The 16,824-nt window shown below is 61.0% G+C and carries 12 protein-coding genes; 7 read left to right on the plus strand and 5 right to left on the minus strand.

All coding sequences use genetic code 11. The annotated features are described in order from the left end of the window. Positions 1–2: 2 nt before the first annotated feature. Positions 3–1,016: an MBL fold metallo-hydrolase gene (locus AC04P6_RS05300; protein ID WP_475565574.1), complete on the minus strand. Its 1,014-nt coding sequence runs from the start codon at positions 1,014–1,016 to the stop codon at positions 3–5. A gap of 93 nt (positions 1,017–1,109) precedes the next feature. Beyond that, positions 1,110–2,495: a CCA tRNA nucleotidyltransferase gene (locus AC04P6_RS05305; RefSeq protein ID WP_475565575.1), complete on the minus strand. Its 1,386-nt coding sequence runs from the start codon at positions 2,493–2,495 to the stop codon at positions 1,110–1,112. Positions 2,496–2,655: 160 nt separating this feature from the next. Between AC04P6_RS05305 and AC04P6_RS05310 the strand changes: the two genes are divergently transcribed. Beyond that, positions 2,656–3,606 carry an NYN domain-containing protein gene (locus AC04P6_RS05310; RefSeq protein ID WP_475565576.1) on the plus strand — a complete coding sequence of 317 codons (951 nt, stop codon included), beginning with the start codon at positions 2,656–2,658 and terminating at the stop codon, positions 3,604–3,606. An 11-nt stretch (positions 3,607–3,617) separates the two neighbouring features. Next, positions 3,618–4,460 (plus strand): class I SAM-dependent methyltransferase, encoded by an 843-nt coding sequence (locus AC04P6_RS05315; protein ID WP_475565578.1) that lies wholly within the window; start codon positions 3,618–3,620, stop codon positions 4,458–4,460. Here AC04P6_RS05315 and AC04P6_RS05320 read toward each other — a convergent pair. Further along, complete coding sequence (locus AC04P6_RS05320; protein WP_475565579.1) at positions 4,427–5,197, minus strand: class I SAM-dependent methyltransferase; 771 nt, start codon at positions 5,195–5,197, stop codon at positions 4,427–4,429. The two genes, AC04P6_RS05315 and AC04P6_RS05320, sit on opposite strands and share 34 nt — an antisense overlap. Before the next feature lie 249 nt (positions 5,198–5,446). Here AC04P6_RS05320 and AC04P6_RS05325 point away from each other — a divergent pair, with 249 nt between their 5' ends. Then, positions 5,447–6,484 carry a putative ABC transporter permease gene (locus AC04P6_RS05325; protein ID WP_475565580.1) on the plus strand — a complete coding sequence of 346 codons (1,038 nt, stop codon included), beginning with the start codon at positions 5,447–5,449 and terminating at the stop codon, positions 6,482–6,484. 67 nt (positions 6,485–6,551) lie between these two features. On the opposite strand, the gene AC04P6_RS05330 is transcribed toward AC04P6_RS05325, so the two are convergent. Further along, positions 6,552–8,030 (minus strand): DUF1846 domain-containing protein, encoded by a 1,479-nt coding sequence (locus tag AC04P6_RS05330; protein ID WP_475565581.1) that lies wholly within the window; start codon positions 8,028–8,030, stop codon positions 6,552–6,554. A 237-nt stretch (positions 8,031–8,267) separates the two neighbouring features. Here AC04P6_RS05330 and AC04P6_RS05335 point away from each other — a divergent pair, with 237 nt between their 5' ends. From AC04P6_RS05335 to AC04P6_RS05350, 4 genes are all read left to right on the plus strand, one after another. Continuing rightward, complete coding sequence (locus AC04P6_RS05335; RefSeq protein WP_475565582.1) at positions 8,268–9,347, plus strand: PTS sugar transporter subunit IIC; 1,080 nt, start codon at positions 8,268–8,270, stop codon at positions 9,345–9,347. Between the two features lie 121 nt (positions 9,348–9,468). After that, positions 9,469–10,287: a pyrroline-5-carboxylate reductase gene (proC, locus tag AC04P6_RS05340; RefSeq protein ID WP_475565583.1), complete on the plus strand. Its 819-nt coding sequence runs from the start codon at positions 9,469–9,471 to the stop codon at positions 10,285–10,287. Positions 10,288–10,377: 90 nt separating this feature from the next. After that, positions 10,378–12,975 carry a YhgE/Pip domain-containing protein gene (locus AC04P6_RS05345; protein WP_475565584.1) on the plus strand — a complete coding sequence of 866 codons (2,598 nt, stop codon included), beginning with the start codon at positions 10,378–10,380 and terminating at the stop codon, positions 12,973–12,975. Continuing rightward, positions 12,972–15,158, plus strand: coding sequence for a YhgE/Pip domain-containing protein (locus AC04P6_RS05350; RefSeq protein ID WP_475565586.1), 2,187 nt, complete (start codon positions 12,972–12,974; stop codon positions 15,156–15,158). The genes AC04P6_RS05345 and AC04P6_RS05350 overlap by 4 nt, the downstream gene beginning before the upstream one ends. An 80-nt stretch (positions 15,159–15,238) precedes the next feature. Here the strand turns inward: AC04P6_RS05350 and AC04P6_RS05355 are convergent, their stop codons facing one another. After that, complete coding sequence (locus AC04P6_RS05355) at positions 15,239–16,702, minus strand: MATE family efflux transporter (protein WP_475565587.1); 1,464 nt, start codon at positions 16,700–16,702, stop codon at positions 15,239–15,241. Positions 16,703–16,824: the final 122 nt, after the last annotated feature.

Genomic DNA, 16,824 nt, shown 5'->3' on the forward strand with positions numbered 1-16,824 from the left:
TGCTAGAACGTCTGCGGCATTGCCAGGAATCGCATGTCATTGCCGCAGATCGTGCAGGCAATGCGTTCCTGCTGCATCAAATGCACCAGATGGGCAAGCGTTTCGCCCAGCGAAAAGTACTTTTGCTGCAACGACCAGTTGTCCCAGTTGCTGTGCTTCCATGCGCAGTTGCGCGCGATGTCAGCAAGTGTCGAATAGCCCGCGGCAACCAGTCCGTTTATTTCCTCGAGGCGCTGGGCATGATGGTCTTTCAGGAATGCCAGGCGTTCGTGCACGTGGCCGAAGGGTTCACCGTGTCCCGCCAGGGCTAGGTCGACATCGAGCGTATCCAGTTTATCGAGGCTGTGCAAGAATGCTCCCAAGTTGTCGTGCGAAGTGAGCCAGGTCGACACGGTGGGCGTGATGCGCTCGAGCACGGTGTCTCCCGCGATAAGCAGTCGCTCGTTGGGCTCGTAGAGGCAGATGTGCCAGTTGTCGTGCCCCGGCGTGCTTATCACGTGGAACGTGTAGCCTGCGGCTTCGAAGATGTCTCCGTCGTCGAGGAAGTGGAAGTTGGGGCGCTTGCGCAGGGGCAATAGCTCGCTCGTGAGCACGGTGCGCGATCCGTCGCGTCCGCCCGTGCGCCCGGCAAGACCTACTTTTTCGCCTACGACGCCTTCGAGCACCGGCTCGATGACCTCGGCCTCCATTGCCAGGTTGTCGCTTACTTCCTGGAAGGAATGCATGTTCGCGTGTACGGTCATGCCCGGTGTCCACAGGCGGTCGAGGCAGCCGGTGTGGTCGGGATGCGAGTGCGTGAGAATCACCTCGACGCTGCTCCAGGTGCGCCCCAGATGCTTCAGGGCGTTACCGAGCGTGCTTGCGCATTCCTCGTTGTCGAAGCCGACGTCGACGATGGTCGTCTTGTCGTCGCCGAGCATGAAGTACGAATTCAGGAACTTCAGCGGGTTGTCGGGCAGCGGAACCTGAACGCGCCAGATGCGTGGTCGTATTTCCTCGATGGGTTGCAGGTTCAAAGGGTGCCCTTCCGCGTGATTGCGCTGTTTGCCTGTATTGTACGCGTTGTTGTGCCATATGTAATGGCTGATAGTTGGCGTGTGGCGTTTTTTTTACGGCTGCTTTATCTCGCGTTCACGTTTGCTCCACCATTCGCGCGCGAGCACGAGCAGTTCGCTGCGGTCGTTCGCGATGGCTTCATCCATAACGGCTTCGAGCAGCATGTGAAGCGCCTCGCCTACGTGGGGGCCCTGCGGAATGCCCAAGGCGAGCATTTCCCTTCCGGAAACCGCCAGGGCGCCTACCGTGAATGGCTGCTTTTCGGAGAGGATGGTGTCTAGGCAATCTTCGATGAGCTTGGCGTGGCACACGCCCGTGCGATAATCCGGGGCGTGGGAAAGCGAATCTGCGCATTTCACGTCACAGAGCGCTCGCAGCAGGGCTGGGTCGCCGTCGAGCTTGCGCAGGAGGCGCTTGACGTATTTCGGTTCGGGGATGGTCATGCAGTCGTGGTATTTCACGAGCAGCGCGACGCGGTTGATGAATGCGGGGCTCATCTTCAGGCGTTTCATGGCTCGTTTTGCCAGCGGAATTCCCTCGTGCGCATGGCCGTAGAAATGCCCCACGCCCTCGCTATCGAGCGTGAATACGCCTGGCTTTCCGATGTCATGGAAGAGCGTGGCCCAGCGGTTGAGCGGTTCGGGCTTGGCATACTGCACGGCATGCGCGGTATGTTCCCACACGTCGAAGATGTGGTATTTCGTCTTCTGGTCGAATCCCCTCATAGGCAGGATTTCGGGGATGACGTGCCCGATGATGTCGACGTAGGAAATGAGCGCGTCTCTCACGTAGGCGCCGCATACCAGGCCGTCCATTTCGTGGGCTATTCGTTCTGCGGCGATGCGATCGAGGTTGGCAGCCTGCGCGAGCATGCTTTCCGCCGTTGCCCCTTCGATGGAAAAGCCCAGTTGGCTTGCGAAGCGCACACCTCGCAGGATGCGCAGGGCGTCTTCCGCGAAGCGACGTTCGGGGTCGCCGACTGCGCGTATCAGGCGCGCGTCGGCATCGGCGCGGCCGCCGAACGGGTCGAGCAGGCCGCGCGTGGGGTGCCATGCCATCGCGTTGATGGTGAAGTCGCGTCGTGCGAGGTCCTCCTCAATCGAGCGGGTGAACTGCACCGAATCGGGGTGGCGTCCGTCGGAATACGATCCGTCGATGCGGTACGTGGTGATTTCCAGGGGCGTGCCCTCGAGGATGGCGGTGATGGTGCCATGCGCGACACCCGTTTCCACGGTATGGAATCCGTTTCTTGCGAGCGTGGATTGCGTGGTTTGCCACAGCGCGTTGCAGGCGATATCGAAATCGTGCACGGGGCGCCCCAGAAGCGCGTCGCGCACGCAGCCGCCTACGAGCCACGCTTCCAGCCCGGCTTCCTCTAAAGCCTCGATGGCGCGTATGGCCCGTGCGGCGCCTTCATTGTTGTCGAACGTGATATCCATGCTTCTATTCTACTCTCCCTGGCAAGGTCGCTTTGCGCGATTGCGCAGGCGCTTCCCGCTTGGCGCACGCGTTTGGGCGCGTGGGGCGAACGGGCGGTCGCAATGCGATAAAATGCGGGGTGGCAAGTATTCGACAGGGTGCGATGATAGGGGCGAGCCCATGGAAGACCGCAAATCGTTTGCGCTGCTCATCGATTCCGATAACATTTCCGCGAAGTACATCCAGGCCATCATGAACGAGCTCACGAGCCGTCATGGCCAGGTTACGTATCGCCGCATCTATGGCGACTGGACGAGCAGCCAGATGGGGAAGTGGAAGGACGTGCTCGCGGAGTATTCGCTCACGCCCATGCAGCAGTTCGCGAACACCAAGGGCAAGAACGCCACCGATTCGTTTCTCATCATCGACGCGATGGATATCCTCTACGAAGGCAAGGTGCAGGGTTTCTGCATCGTGTCGAGCGACAGCGATTTCACGCGCCTCGCAAGCCGCTTGCGCGATGCGGGCATGACCGTCGTGGGCATGGGCGAGCAGAAAACGCCCCGTTCGTTCCGCAATGCCTGTACCGTGTTCACGGCGCTCGAGGTCATCAGCCAGGAAGGCGCCGATAGCGAATCTGGCAATTCCCCCGACGAGTCCCTCGAGGAAAACGGCGTGAGCCTGAAGGAGACGTCGTCGGCGATTGTCGACATCATCAACGAATACAGCGGCAAGGGCACGCAGATTTCCCTGGCCGAAATCGGCAGTCGTCTCGTGGACATCTACCCCGATTTCGACGTGCGCGCCTTCGGCTACAGCCAGCTTTCCAAGTTCCTCGAGAGCTTCCCCAACCTGCAGCTGGAGCGCAAGCACAACGTGGTGCTCGTGGCCCTGCGCGACGCCGACAGCCTGCGCGGCGAAGTGTCGTCGTTCATCGTCGACGAAGTGCGCAAGGGCAAGGCTGGTGGCGTGAGTCTCAGCAAGATCGGCGACATGGTGTACGAGGCATTTCCCGAGTTCAACGTGAAGGACTTCGGCTATTCGAAGCTGTCGAAGTTCGTGCGCGACGTCGATGGCGTCATAGTGAGCGTCGACGAGTCGGGTGCGCGCGTGTTTCCCGACTACGACTAGGCCGCAGGCGCATGAACGAGCCGACCGCGCGAGCGCTCGCGCAGCTCAACAACGAGTTCTATCGCAATAATGCCGAAACGTTCGCATCCACGCGTTATTCCGGCTGGCCTGGTTGGGTGTGCTTCTGCGACGAATTGGCCCTTCGCTGGGGGAGTGACGACGCTCGCCTAACGGGCGAGTTGCCCCTGCGCGTGCTCGACGTTGCGTGCGGAACGTTCCGGTTCGAGCGCTTTCTCTGCGATCGCTTCCCGCGGGCCGACATTCGCGTCATGGCATTGGATTCCTGCGTCGAGCTGGCAAACGACGAGGGGCTCGAAGGCGTCGATATCGCGTACCGCGAGGTCGATATCATCGAGTCGCTTTTGGCGAGCGACGGCGATGTTCTTTCGCGCCTTGGCGTGAGCGAGGCATCGTTCGACATCGTCGTTTGCTTCGGATTCTTCCATCATGTGCCCGGAGCTCTCTATCGTGCTCGTTTGCTGGGCGAGTTGCGGAAGGCAGTGGCGCTCCGCGGCGCACTCGCCATCTCGTTCTGGCGCTTCATGGATGACGAGAGCCTTGCCGCTCGTGCACATGCGGTGCATGACGTGGCGCGCCGGGAGCTGGGCTCACGTACGCCCGACATGGATTTCGATGCGTTCGAGCAAGGCGATTGGATTATCGGATGGCAGGGGCGCGAAGGCGCGTACCGGTACTGCCATAGCTTCGACGATGATGACATGCGCTCCCTGATGGATGGCGCCGCGCCCTGCGAGGGCGATGCGGTGGTGCGCTATCGAGCCGACGGGCGCACGGGGGCGCTGAACGAGTACGTTGCGCTTTACGCGTCGGGCGCCACGACGATGCAGTCGTAGCGGATGGCTTTCCCCGCAATGGAGTAGCTTGGCTTGCGGTCAGCGAGGTAGGGGCCCTTCAGCGGGCGCTTGATGACCACCTTGCGTGGGTGCGCGCTTAGCGCCGCCTGCAGGATCTCCTCCTGATTGTTGCAGGGTTGCTCCAGGTGATGCAGTAATTGGAACTTCTTCTTCACGGCTGCGCTCTTCGTGCGCTCCGGGAACATCGGATCGAGATACACCACGTTGGGCTGTAGCTCGCACGCCTTGAGCGCTTCGATGCTGTCTCCCTCGATGACGTGCAGGTTTTTCAGGGCTCGTGCGCATTTGGGTTGCTTCGATGCGCGGGCAATGGTGTCTTTCAGGAGCGCGGCGATAACGGGGTTCGCTTCGTAGGCGTATACCGTGAAGCCCGCGGCGGCGAGGAGCATGGAGTCTTCGCCCAGGCCGGCCGTGGCATCGATGGCGATGGGCGCGGTTGCCTTCTTCGTTTTCGCGGCTCGCACGAGCAGCTCGCGATGCACCTTGTCGGGGCGTAGGCGCCGTGCCACGTGCGTTACGTCGACGCTCAGGCTCATGCCGTCCACGGAAAGGGCCAGCCCGTCTTCGCCGAGCATCAGGACCATCTCGAAGGAAGTTGCGTCGGCGTTAGGCTCGACGTATGCCGCTCCGATGTGCTCCGCAAGCGCACGCCCCTCTTCCTCGAAGTGGGCGGATGCGGGATGCACGGCAAGGCGGTATGTGACTTCGCTCTTCATAGGGCAAGTGTAGCTTGTCGATGGGCGTTTTGGGGCGCATTCCGCAAATCCCGCGCATGGATGCCTTGCCGCGGAATGGGCGCTCAATAAAAGCCATGGTGTAAGTAACAATTGCCTTCCCGATGCGTGGGCAAATCCCCCGCATGCCGTATGCAGGCTACACTAGCACTATGCGCTTCGTGCACGGGAAGGGGGTAAGGTTTGCAGCATGCCGCTCATAGTGCGTCTGCGCGCTCGGCCCTTCCCCCATTGGGTCCTGGACTGCAGGTCGTGCGCATCGTCTTCGTCTTCGAAATCCTGTTCGTCTATGCGAATGCCGCCATTCTGAACCCGGCGGAGTTCGCCTACGACCTTTCGTTATTCCGCTCGGTATTCGGGGCCATTTCCTCGATGCTATCCATTTGGTACATCACGCGGCGCGCCGCATTCGGCAGGCCGTTTATCATCGTCACGACGCTCCTCACGTGCGTTCTCATGCTCATCGACAACTTGTATCTGGGCGCAGCCGAGGAAGTCGTGCGTGCCATTGGCGTTATTCCCATGCTCTCCATCGTGCTTGTGCAGATGCTCATCTACATCTCCGTTGTTTCGTACGTGGCGGCGTCGAGCAGGGTGGGGGCGACGCTCACGGTGCACCTGCGTAGCGTTACCGAGGTCGAGCGCTTCCTGAGCGCGTCCGTTCCCGTGCGCCATCGCATGAGGAAGTGGCCTTTCTGGCGCGACCTGGCCATCTACTTCGTAGCCTTCTCGTTCCTGGGGCATTGGGCGGAAATGCTCTTCTGCCAGCTCATTGTCGCAGGCGTGTTCATGGGCGAATACGATCCGAGCAATGCGATGCTCTGGCAGCAGTGGCTCTACCCGTTTTCCGCGGAGGGCATCGCCATCGCCTTGGTGGTCGTTGTTCTGCATCCGTTCAAGGAATGGCTTATGAAGCGCTTCGACAATCGCGTAGCCATCGCCTTGCCCATAAGCTTTCTGCTCATCGCCTTCGCATGCACGGCCATCGACTTCACGACGGGCATTACCGCGAACGCCGATTACCACTTGTGGGATTACCGCAACATGCCCTTCAATTTCATGGGGCAGATCTGCCTGCAGAATTCGCTTGTGTACTCCATTGCCGCCACTTTCATCGTGTGGGTCGTGTACCCGCTGATGGACAAGGGCATGTCGCGCCTGCCTCGCTGGTTCGCCGACCTGCTCTTCTGGGTGCTTCTCTCCGCGTATGGCTTTCTGTCCCTCTTGCATTTCATGTACCTGGGGCCCACGGGCTGGGTATTCGGATAACCCGCTCATATACGAAGAACGCCCGCAGCGGATGCGGGCGTTCGGATTTCGCAATGTGGGGCGAATCTTATTTGTGGTAGTACGTGCTCAGCTCGTAGCGCGGTTCGCAGCAGACGTTGATGCCGAGCTTCTTGTAGAGGCGCTCGTCGGCTTCGGAGAGGATGACGCTGAAGAACGCATCGCAGCCGCGTAGCTTGTCGGTGTGCTTCATCAGCTCCTCCGCGATGGGGTTCGTGGTGGTGCTCACGGAAAGGGCAAGCAGCGTCTCGTCGGAATGCAGGCGCGGGTTGCGGCTGCCCAGATGCGACGTCTTCAGATGGCAGATGGGCTGGATGGCCGCATCGCTGATGACGTCGATGTCGCCGATGCCCGCCGCGTACTTCAGGGCGTTCATGAGCGTGGAGGATGCCGCGCCCAGCAGGTTGCTGGTCTTGCCGGTGAGGATGTGCCCGTCGGGCATTTCGATGGCGCCTGCGGGGCCACCCGTGGCCTCGGCCTTCAGCAGGGCCTTCGTGCGCACCTCGAAGTCGGTTTCGCTAACGCCCGCCTGGTTCATGAGCAGGCGGAGCTTCTCGATCTGCTCGCTGTCGGCCTTGCCCTGCTTCACGGCGACGGAGGTATGGAAGAAGCGGCGCAGGATTTCGCGCTTCGCTGCATCGCGCACGATCTCGTCGTCGGAGATTGCCAGGCCGGCCATGTTAACGCCCATGTCGGTGGGGCTCTGGTAGGGGCTTTCGCCCATGATGCGCTCCATGAGCGCCTTCAGCACGGGGAACACTTCGATGTCGCGGTTGTAGTTCACGGTGGACTCGCCATAGGCTTCCAGGTGGAAGGGGTCGATGGCGATTGCGTCGTCGAGGTCGACCGTTGCGGCTTCGTAGGCGATGTTCACCGGGTGGCGCAGGGGGATGTTCCAGATGGGGAACGTCTCGTACTTGGCATAGCCGGCCTTCACGCCGCGCTTGTGCTCGTGGTAGATCTGCGAGAGGCAGGTGGCCATCTTGCCCGAGCCGGGGCCGGGAGCCGTTACCACGACGAGCGGGCGCGTGGTTTCCATGAATTCGTTCTTGCCGAACCCGTTATCGCTCACGATGCCCTCAATGTCGGTGGGGTAGTTGGCGATGGGGTAGTGCAGGCAGCTGCGCACGCCCAGCGCCGCCAGGCGGGTGCGGAATGCCTCGGCGGAAGGCTGGCCGGTGTAGCGCGTGATAACGACGCCGCCCACCATGAAGCCCATCGACGAGAAGACGTCGAGCAGGCGCAGCACGTCATCGTCGTACCCGATGCCCAAATCGCCGCGAATCTTGTTCTTCTCGATGTCGTTCGCGTTGATGGCGATGATGATTTCCACGTCGTCCATCATGCTCTTGAGCATGCGGATCTTGGAGTCGGGCTCGAAACCGGGCAATACGCGGCTTGCATGATAATCGTCGAAGAGTTTGCCGCCGAATTCCAGGTACAGCTTGCCGTCGAATTGGGCAATGCGTTCCCTAATGTGGTTCGCCTGAAGTTCGATGTACTTGTCGTTATCAAAGCCTATGCGCATGCGTGTTCCTACCTTGCTGTTCCATGTCGGGGATGTACTACGAATTCCGTTTGTGCAACCCCTCCATGCTAACTCAAATGCACCCTTCTTCGCCTTCGGGAGATAACCATTCACTATCGTTTCATTTGACCAGGTAGGATATGAGTTTACTCTTTGAAGATTGCTCATTTGCGGAAGGGAATTTTTACATCAAGCGTAAGGTATCCGCCAATATTCGCATCAGGGGAAAGGCTATCAATGGCAAATGCGGAAGTTCGTGACGTCTCGGAAACGCAAGGCGGGTTTCGTGGGTTCCTTGCGCGCAAGGACATCGAGTTCAGTTTTCAACGGTATGCCATCGACGCGATGTCGGCTATGGCCCAGGGTCTGTTCGCATCGCTTCTGATCGGCACGATCCTGAACACCATCGGTTCTCTTTCCGGCGTGTCCTTCTTCAACGATATCGGTGCGTTTGCCCAGGCGGCCACTGGCGCAGCCATGGCCGTGGCCATCGGCTATGCGCTGAAGAGCCCCGGACTCGTGCTCTTCTCGCTCGCGGCCGTTGGCTATGCCTCCAATAGCGCAGGCGGGGCGGGCGGTCCTCTGGCCGTGCTCGTCATCGCCGTCATTGCCGCCGAATTCGGCAAGGCCGTGCATGGCGAGACGAAGGTCGACATCCTCGTCACTCCTGGCGTGACGATCCTCGTGGGCTGCGGCCTTGCGGTTGCCATCGGCCCCTGGATTGGCGCACTTGCTTCCGCCGTGGGCGGCTTCATCATGTGGGCGACCGAGCTCCAGCCGCTCTGGATGGGCATCATCGTTTCCGTGGTCGTGGGCATCGCCCTCACGCTTCCCATCTCCTCGGCTGCCATCTGCGCGGCTCTGGGCCTCACTGGTCTTGCGGGCGGCGCCGCTCTGGCGGGCTGCTGCGCCCAGATGGTGGGCTTCGCCGTGCTGAGCTTCCGCGATAACGGCTGGGGCGGCATCGTCTCCCAGGGTCTGGGAACGTCGATGCTGCAGATGGGCAACATCATGCGTAAGCCCGTCGTTTGGGTGGTTCCCACTCTCGTTTCCGCCATCACGGGCCCCATCGCCACGTGCCTGTTCCATATGGAGCAGAACGGCGCGGCCATCGCCAGCGGCATGGGCACGTGCGGTCTGGTTGGCCCCATTGGCCTGTACACGGGCTGGGTATCCGGTGGAGCCGTTCCGGGCGTTGCGGAATGGGCTGGCCTCATCGCCGTCTGCTTCGTGCTTCCCGCGGTGCTCGCCTGGGCTTTCGGCCTGCTCTTCCGTCGTTTCGGCATCATCGAGGATGGCGATCTGAAGCTCGACTAGCCGTTGTGTAGCGGCTTTATGACGAAAAGCGCCCGTCTGGACGAATCGCGCAAGTTGTACGATTCGCCTGGGGGTGCTTTTCGGCTATTATGGGAAAGAACGTGCACAGGAGGTGCAGCAGATGAAAATAGGTTTTATCGGCGCGGGAAACATGGCGTCGGCCATCATGGGAGGCATCGTCGATGCCGGTCTTGTCGCGGTATCCGATGTCATGGCGAGCAACCCCTCTCGCGATAAGCTTGCCAGCCTCGCGGCCCAGTGGGGCATTACCCCTGCGTCGAGCAATGCCGAAGTCGTGCGCACGTGCGATGTCGTGGTGCTTTCGGTGAAGCCTGCGGTGCTGCCGTCGGTTATCGCGGAAATCGCCGCCGAAGAGGCCAATCCGCTGTTCATCTCCATTGCGGCGGGCAAGAGCATCGCGTGGATGGAAGGTCAGTTCGCCCAGGCGCGCGAAGCCGCTGGAACGGCACGTCCCGTTCGCATCATCCGTTGCATGCCCAATACGCCCGCCTTGGTGGGCGAAGGCATGTCGGGCCTGTGCGCTAATGGCGCTGCCACCGAAGACGATATGCGCGTCGCGCTCGACATCTTCGGCTCGTGCGGCAAGGCCCTGCCCATGAGCGAGCAGATGGTCGATGTCATCGGCGTGGTTGCTGGGTGCACCCCGGCCTTCACGTTCCTGTTCATCGAGGCGCTCGCCGATGCGGCTGTGGCCGAGGGTATGCCCCGCGCCGATGCGTACCAGGTGGTATCGCAGGCCGTTATGGGCAGCGCGCTTCTGGCGCGCGAAACGGGGAAGCATCCCGGTCAGCTGAAGGATATGGTTACGTCTCCCGCAGGAACCACCATCGAGGGCGTGCAAGCGCTCGAGGAAGATGGTTTCAGGGCTGCGGCCATGCATGCCGTACGCAGGGCGATGGAGAAGACCCGAAGCCTGTAGGCGCTCTTTGATGTGCTTGTTTTCGCACGGTCTCGGGCATGCTCGGGGCCGTGCCTTGTTTGTCGTATGAAATGAAAGGGGAAGGGAAGCTTGCGGAATATCCTGCGCGTATTCGGCCGCGATGTCATGCGCTTGCTTAAATCGCCTGCGGCGCTGGTCGTAATCGTCGCCCTCATAGTTCTCCCATCCATGTACACCTGGTTCAACGTGGTTGGCTTCTGGGACCCGTATGGCAATACGGGCAATCTGAAGGTGTGCGTGGTCAACGAAGACCAGGGCGCCTATTCCGATGATATGGGGCAGCTCGCCCTGGGCGACCAGATCGTCGAGAGCCTCGAGGAAAATACGCAGCTGGGCTGGGAGTTTACCGACCGCGATACCGCGATCGAAAAGGTGCAATCCGGCGAGGCGTACGCTGCCTTCATCATTCCCTCCAACTTCAGCTCGTGCTTCACCACCATCCTGTCGGGCGACATCGAGCGCCCGCAGCTGGAATACTACGTGAACGAGAAGACGGGTGCGGTGTCGCCGAAGATTACCGATACCGGTGCCTCCACGCTCGACCAGATGATCAACTCCGAGTTCGTGTCGGCGGCAAGCGAAGTAGTGGCTGCCAAGTTCGACCAGGTCGTAAGCGATGTGCGTGGCGATATCTCGCAGGCTAAGGAAAACGTTATCGCGCGTTTCACCACGGCGCAGGATAGCATCGCGTCGGCACGCAGTTCCGCATCCGACCTTTCCGAATCGGCGCAGCAGGCGCTCGACAAGTCGGCAGATGCGCGCAGCAAGCTCCAGGGTGCGAAGAGCGACATCCAGCTCATTTCCGCATCGCTGGGCGACGTGCAATCGCTTACGCTCACCGCGCAGGACAAGCTCGGTACGATGTCGTCGACTATTTTCACCAACATGGACCAGGGCTCCGTGCTTGCGTCGCGTGCGGCTTCGAATGCCAATGCGGCGGTGGGCGAGGCGTGCTCTTCGGTTATCGCGGCGGAAGGTTCCGTCCAAAGCGCCCTGTCGTATGGCGAAACTGCCGTTGAGCAGAACGAGAAGATGATCGAGGAGCTGCGTGGAATCGCCTCCGTCATGCCCGATGGGCAGGAGAAGACCACCTTGCTTGCCACGATTAGCGTGATGGAGAGCCGCAACAGCAGCCTGTCTTCCTCAATCCAGACCCTGCAGGGCATCAGCGAGGATACGAAGAAGGCCGCGGCCGACACATCCGATGCGGGCGATGCCGCGAACGATGCGGCCCAAACGGCGCTCACGAACGCGGGCGAGTATCGCACGGTGCTTTCCACGAGCGTCATTCCCAGCGTCGACAGCGCCCTTTCCAATATCGCTGCCACGTCGGGCACCCTGTCTTCCACGGTGGCGCGCCAGTCGCTGCTCATCGACCAGACGCTTGCGGTGCTCGACCAGCTCGACGAAACGCTCCGCTCCGCGAAGGACGCCCTCGACCAGACCGATTCCATGCTCGCCACGCTGCAGGGGAGCATCGACACCGTCAAGGCCGATATCGAGGCTCTGGGCACGTCGCAGCTGTTTGGGCAGATTTTCGGCGTCGACGGCTCCATCGATTCCTCGAAGGTCGCCGACTTCATGCTCTCGCCAACCGAGCTCACCACCGAGACGCTCTATCCCGTGAATTCGTTCGGCTCGGCCATGGCGCCGCTGTTCACCAACCTCACGCTGTGGATCGGCGTGTTCATGCTCATGGTCATCCTGAAGCAGGAAGTCGACCGCGGCACCATAGAGGGGCTTACGCTGCGCCAGGCCTACGTGGGCAGGGGGCTCTTCCTTTCCCTTCTCGTGGCGTTGCAGGCGGTCGTCTGCTGCGTGGGCAACCTCTTCCTGGGCGTCCAGACGATGAACGTGCCCCTCTACGTGCTTACCGCCGTGGTGTGCTCGCTCTCGTACCTTGCCATCCAGTATTCGCTCTCGGTGATGCTGCAGCATATCGGCAAGGGCATCTGCATCATCCTCGTGTTCGCGCAGATTCCCGGTGCCACGGGCTTGTACCCCGTGGAAATGACGCCGTCGTTCTTCCAGGTCATTTACCCGCTTCTGCCGTTCACGTACGGCATCAACGCCATGCGCGAAACCATCGCCGGCTTCTACGACGGCCAGTGGGCGTACTGCATGGGCATGCTCGTGCTCTTCTTCGTGGTGTTCACGGTGCTTACGCTCATCTTCAGGCCGTATCTCACGAACCTCAATCGCCTCTTCTCGCGTCAGATTCGCGAGAGCGACATCATGAACGGCGAGGAATCGGAACTGCCCGCGCGCCGTTATCGCCTTACGCAGGTCATCGGCGTGCTTGCCGACCGCGAGGAGTATCGCGAGCAGCTGCTTGTATCCGTGGAGCGCTTCGCCCTTTGGTATCCGCGCTTGAAGCGCCTTGCGTGGATTCTGGGCTTCGGCGTGCCGTTCGTGGTCACGCCGCTGCTGGCGCTTTCGGGCACGGGGAAGCTCGTCATGCTAACCGCGTGGCTCATCTGGCTTGTCCTCATCATGATATTCCTGGTGGTCATCGAGCATATCCGCGACAACATCGAACATCGCGTGAGCACCATCGGCCTTACGAACGACCAGCTTCGCGACGTATACAACAGGCAGCAGCATGTGAGCGGCACGCCGTTGGCGCGCGCAATTGACGTGCTTCGCAGGAACGGGGGTGCACGATGAAGAACATCTGGCTTCTGTTCCTGGGCGACCTGAAACGCGTATTCAGCAATGTCGTCACCATCATCATCGTGCTGGGCCTCGTGTTCTTGCCCTCGATTTTCAGCTGGTACAACATTCTGGCCTGCTGGGACGTGTTCGGTAACACGGGCAACCTGAAGGTCGCCATCGCCAATTGCGACGAGGGCTACGAAAGCGATCTCGTTCCGCTCGAGATCAATATCGGCGATAGGGTCGTGTCCACGTTGCGCGCGAACGATCAGCTGGAATGGCAGTTCGTAAGCGAGGAGGACGCCATCGAGGGCGTCGAGTCGGGCGAGTACTACGCTGCGCTCGTGATCCCCGAGAGCTTCAGCCGTGACATGATGACGTTCTACTCGGAAAGCTCCGAGCATGCCCAGATCGTCTACTACACGAACGAGAAGAAGAACGCCATCGCACCCAAGGTGACGGGGCAGGGTGCCGACAAGGTCGCCTATCAGGTGAACGAGGCGTTTACCCAGACGCTTTCCGATACCGCGCTCTCCATCGCCTCGGCGCTGTACGAATATGCGCAGGACAGCGATGCCGACGGGCGCATTGGGGAGCTTGCCGACCATATCCAGACGATGGGCGATACCATGTCGCGCACGTCGGGGCTCCTGTCCTCGTATGCGGGCCTGGTGGGGTCTGCCCAGTCGCTTATCGACAGCTCGTCGAACTTGCTTGATAGCGCGCAGAGCGCCGTTGCCGATGTGAAGAGCGATGCCCAGGGGGCCGATGCGGCCATCGATGACTTGTCATCCGCCCTCTCCTCGTCTACGTCCGCGCTCGACACCGCACTTTCCAATACGCAGCAGAGCTACGATTCGCTTTCCTCGTCGCTCGATACCGTGTTCAACGATTCGAGCGTGCTCGTCTCCGACCGCGTTAACCAGCTTCGCAGCGAGGCGAACGACGAGCGCAACCACGTGAGCGGGCTCAAGAGCCTGAAGTCGTCGCTCGAAACGCTCGAGCAGCAGGTCGACGAGCAGTACAAGCCCTACATCCGTGCCGCGATAGCGACGGTTGACAATTCCATCAACGCCGATGAGTCCCTTGCCGACGTGCTCGATGCCGCCGCGAACGATATCGAGAGCGGCACGGGGGATGCCCAGGAGGAATACGACAAGGCAAAAGACCTCGTCAACCAGGCGAAGAACAACATTTCCGAGCTTCAGACCAATTACCGCTCCGACGTGAAGCCCGTGCTCGACGATTTGGCGAGCAATATCTCGTCGCTGTCCGACTCGCTTATCGTGAACGCCGCAACGCTTTCCTCCGCAGCTGACGACCTGCAGGGGAGCGCGGGTTCCATTTCCGAAAAGCTCGCCTCGGTGAAAGACAGCCTCAATTCCGCCGCTCAGGATATGAGTGCATCCGCCGACAAGCTCACGCAGCTTTCCGCCGAACTGAAGGAAGCGCTCGTTTCAGGCGATTCGAGCAAGATCGCCACGCTGCTCTCCACCGACCCGAGTGCCCTGGCCGACGCGCTTTCCGCACCCGTGCAGCTGAACAGGCATGCCGTTTTCCCGGCTGATAATTTCGGCTCGCAGATGGCGCCGCTGTACACGACGCTCGCCATTTGGATCGGATCGTTGCTGCTCACCGTGGCCATCCGCGTCGTAGTATCCGAGGAGGCCCAATCCACGTTGCGCAACCCCAAGCCGCGCCATTTCTTCCTGGGGCGCTTCGGCATCTTCGCGCTCGCTTCGCTATCCCAGACGACAATCATGGCCCTGGGCAATATGTTCTTCCTGGGCGTGCAGGTGAACGAGCCATTGCTGTACCTACTCTGCTTCTGGTTCAGCGGATTGGTGTTCACGTTCCTCATGTATTCGTTCGTGGTCTCGTTCGCGAACCTGGGCAAGGCCATGGGCGTTCTCCTGCTCATCGTGCAGGTAACGGCGGGTAACGGCAGCTATCCGCTGCAGGTGCTGCCCGACGCGTTCCAGGCCATTAGCCCGTATCTGCCTGCAACGCATACGATTGCCGCCATGCGCGCGGCAATGATGGGCGTGTACCAGAATGACTTCTGGATTCAGCTTGGCCAGTTGGCGCTCTTCATCATTCCGGCTGCGCTGCTGGGCCTTGTGCTTAGGAAGCCCCTCGCGAGCTTCCTGGGGTGGTACGTGCGCAAGACGGAAGACTCCAACCTCGTGCAGTAGAGGGCGTGGGCCCACCAACAAGAATGACCTCCGCGGCATGGTGCCTGCGGGGGTCGTTCTTGTTGGTGGGCGCGTTGTCGCTAGGCGGCTTTGCGCAAGTGGGAGATGTGCAGATGGGAAGTGATCCTGCGCACGATGGTGCGGTTGCCCTGCGTTCCGCTCTCCTGCAGCTGGAGCGCCTTCTGCTCGCGCTTCTTGCGCTTCTTCTCTTCCTGCTGCGCGACGATGCCCTTCTGAACGCGGTACGTGAAGATGAAGTACGCGCCCATCATGGCCACGCCTGTGACAATCCACGAGATGGGGTAGACGTTCACGAGCGTTTCGAAGGTGGGGTCGGCGGCGAACACGGTGGAGACCCACACGAGGCGCAGCGCGCACGTGCCGATTACGGTGATGATGGCGGGCATGAGCGACGAGCCCATACCGCGCATGGCGCCTGCCGGGACCTCGTAGAACGCGGGGATGAACTCGATTACGGCCACGCGCCAGATGCGGATGCTCGCGAACGACATGGCCAGCACGTCGGCGGTGAATAGCGATTCGAGCGGTTGCATGAACGTGGCGAAGACCACGCCCATGACGCCGGTGAATACGATCGAGCCGCCCATGCAGATGGCGAAGATGCGACGGCACCGGTCGTACTTCTTGGTCGCGAAGTTCTGCCCCATGAAGGTAACGGCTGTTTGCGCGAAGGCGGAAACCGCGAAGTAGGAATAGCTCTCCATATTCAAGGATGCGGTGGAGCCGGCCATTGCCTGCGAGCCGAAGCCGTTGATGGCAGCCTGGATGACCAGGTTGGATACGGCGAATACGGCGCCTTGGATGCCCGCGGGAACGCCAATCTTCAGAAGCGTGGAAAGCGGGCCCTTGGCGATGCGGAGCATGCGCACGTCAAGGTGCGTCGCGCCCTTGTCGCGAATCATGGCCGCCACTACGATGACCGCGGCGCTGGCGTATGCGATGACGGTGGCGAGCGAGACGCCCATGACGCCCAGCGGAATTACCGTGGTGAACAGCAGGTCGAGCAGGGCGTTAAGGCCGCATGCCACGGCGAGCGCATACAGGGGGCTGCGCGTGTCGCCCTTGCCACGCAGGACGGCGGAGCCGAAGTTGTAGAGCATGATGAAGGGCGTGCCAATGAAGTAGATGCCCAGGTACTGCGCTGCGGGTTCCATAACCGATTCGGGCGTGGCGATGGCGTTGAGCAGCGGGCCGGTGGCTCCCAGGCCAACGGCGATAAGGGCTATGCCGCAGATGAGCGAAACGGCCATCGACGTGTGCACGGCCTGCTTGATGTCTTGCTCGCGACCGTTCGCGATACGCACTGCCACGGCGACGTTCGCGCCGACGGAAAGGCCAACGAATACGTTCACGACCAGATTCACGATGGGGGCGGTAGCGCCGATGGCGGCCAGGGCCTCGTTGGAAACGAACTGGCCCGCAATGGCGGAGTCTACCGAATTGAAGAGTTGCTGGATGCAGCTCGTGATGATGAGGGGGAGTGCGAAGAGGAGGATTTTACCCAGGAGGGGTCCGTTGAGCATGTCGATGCTTCGATCGCAGCGTTGCGCCATTGCGCGGCTCACTTCCTTCCACCCTGTTTTCGGGCGTAAAAAGCCCCGCCAGAAGCGGGGCGCGTTTCCATATGTATGACGGACGAAACTAT

Source organism: Denitrobacterium sp. (genome assembly GCF_056180635.1).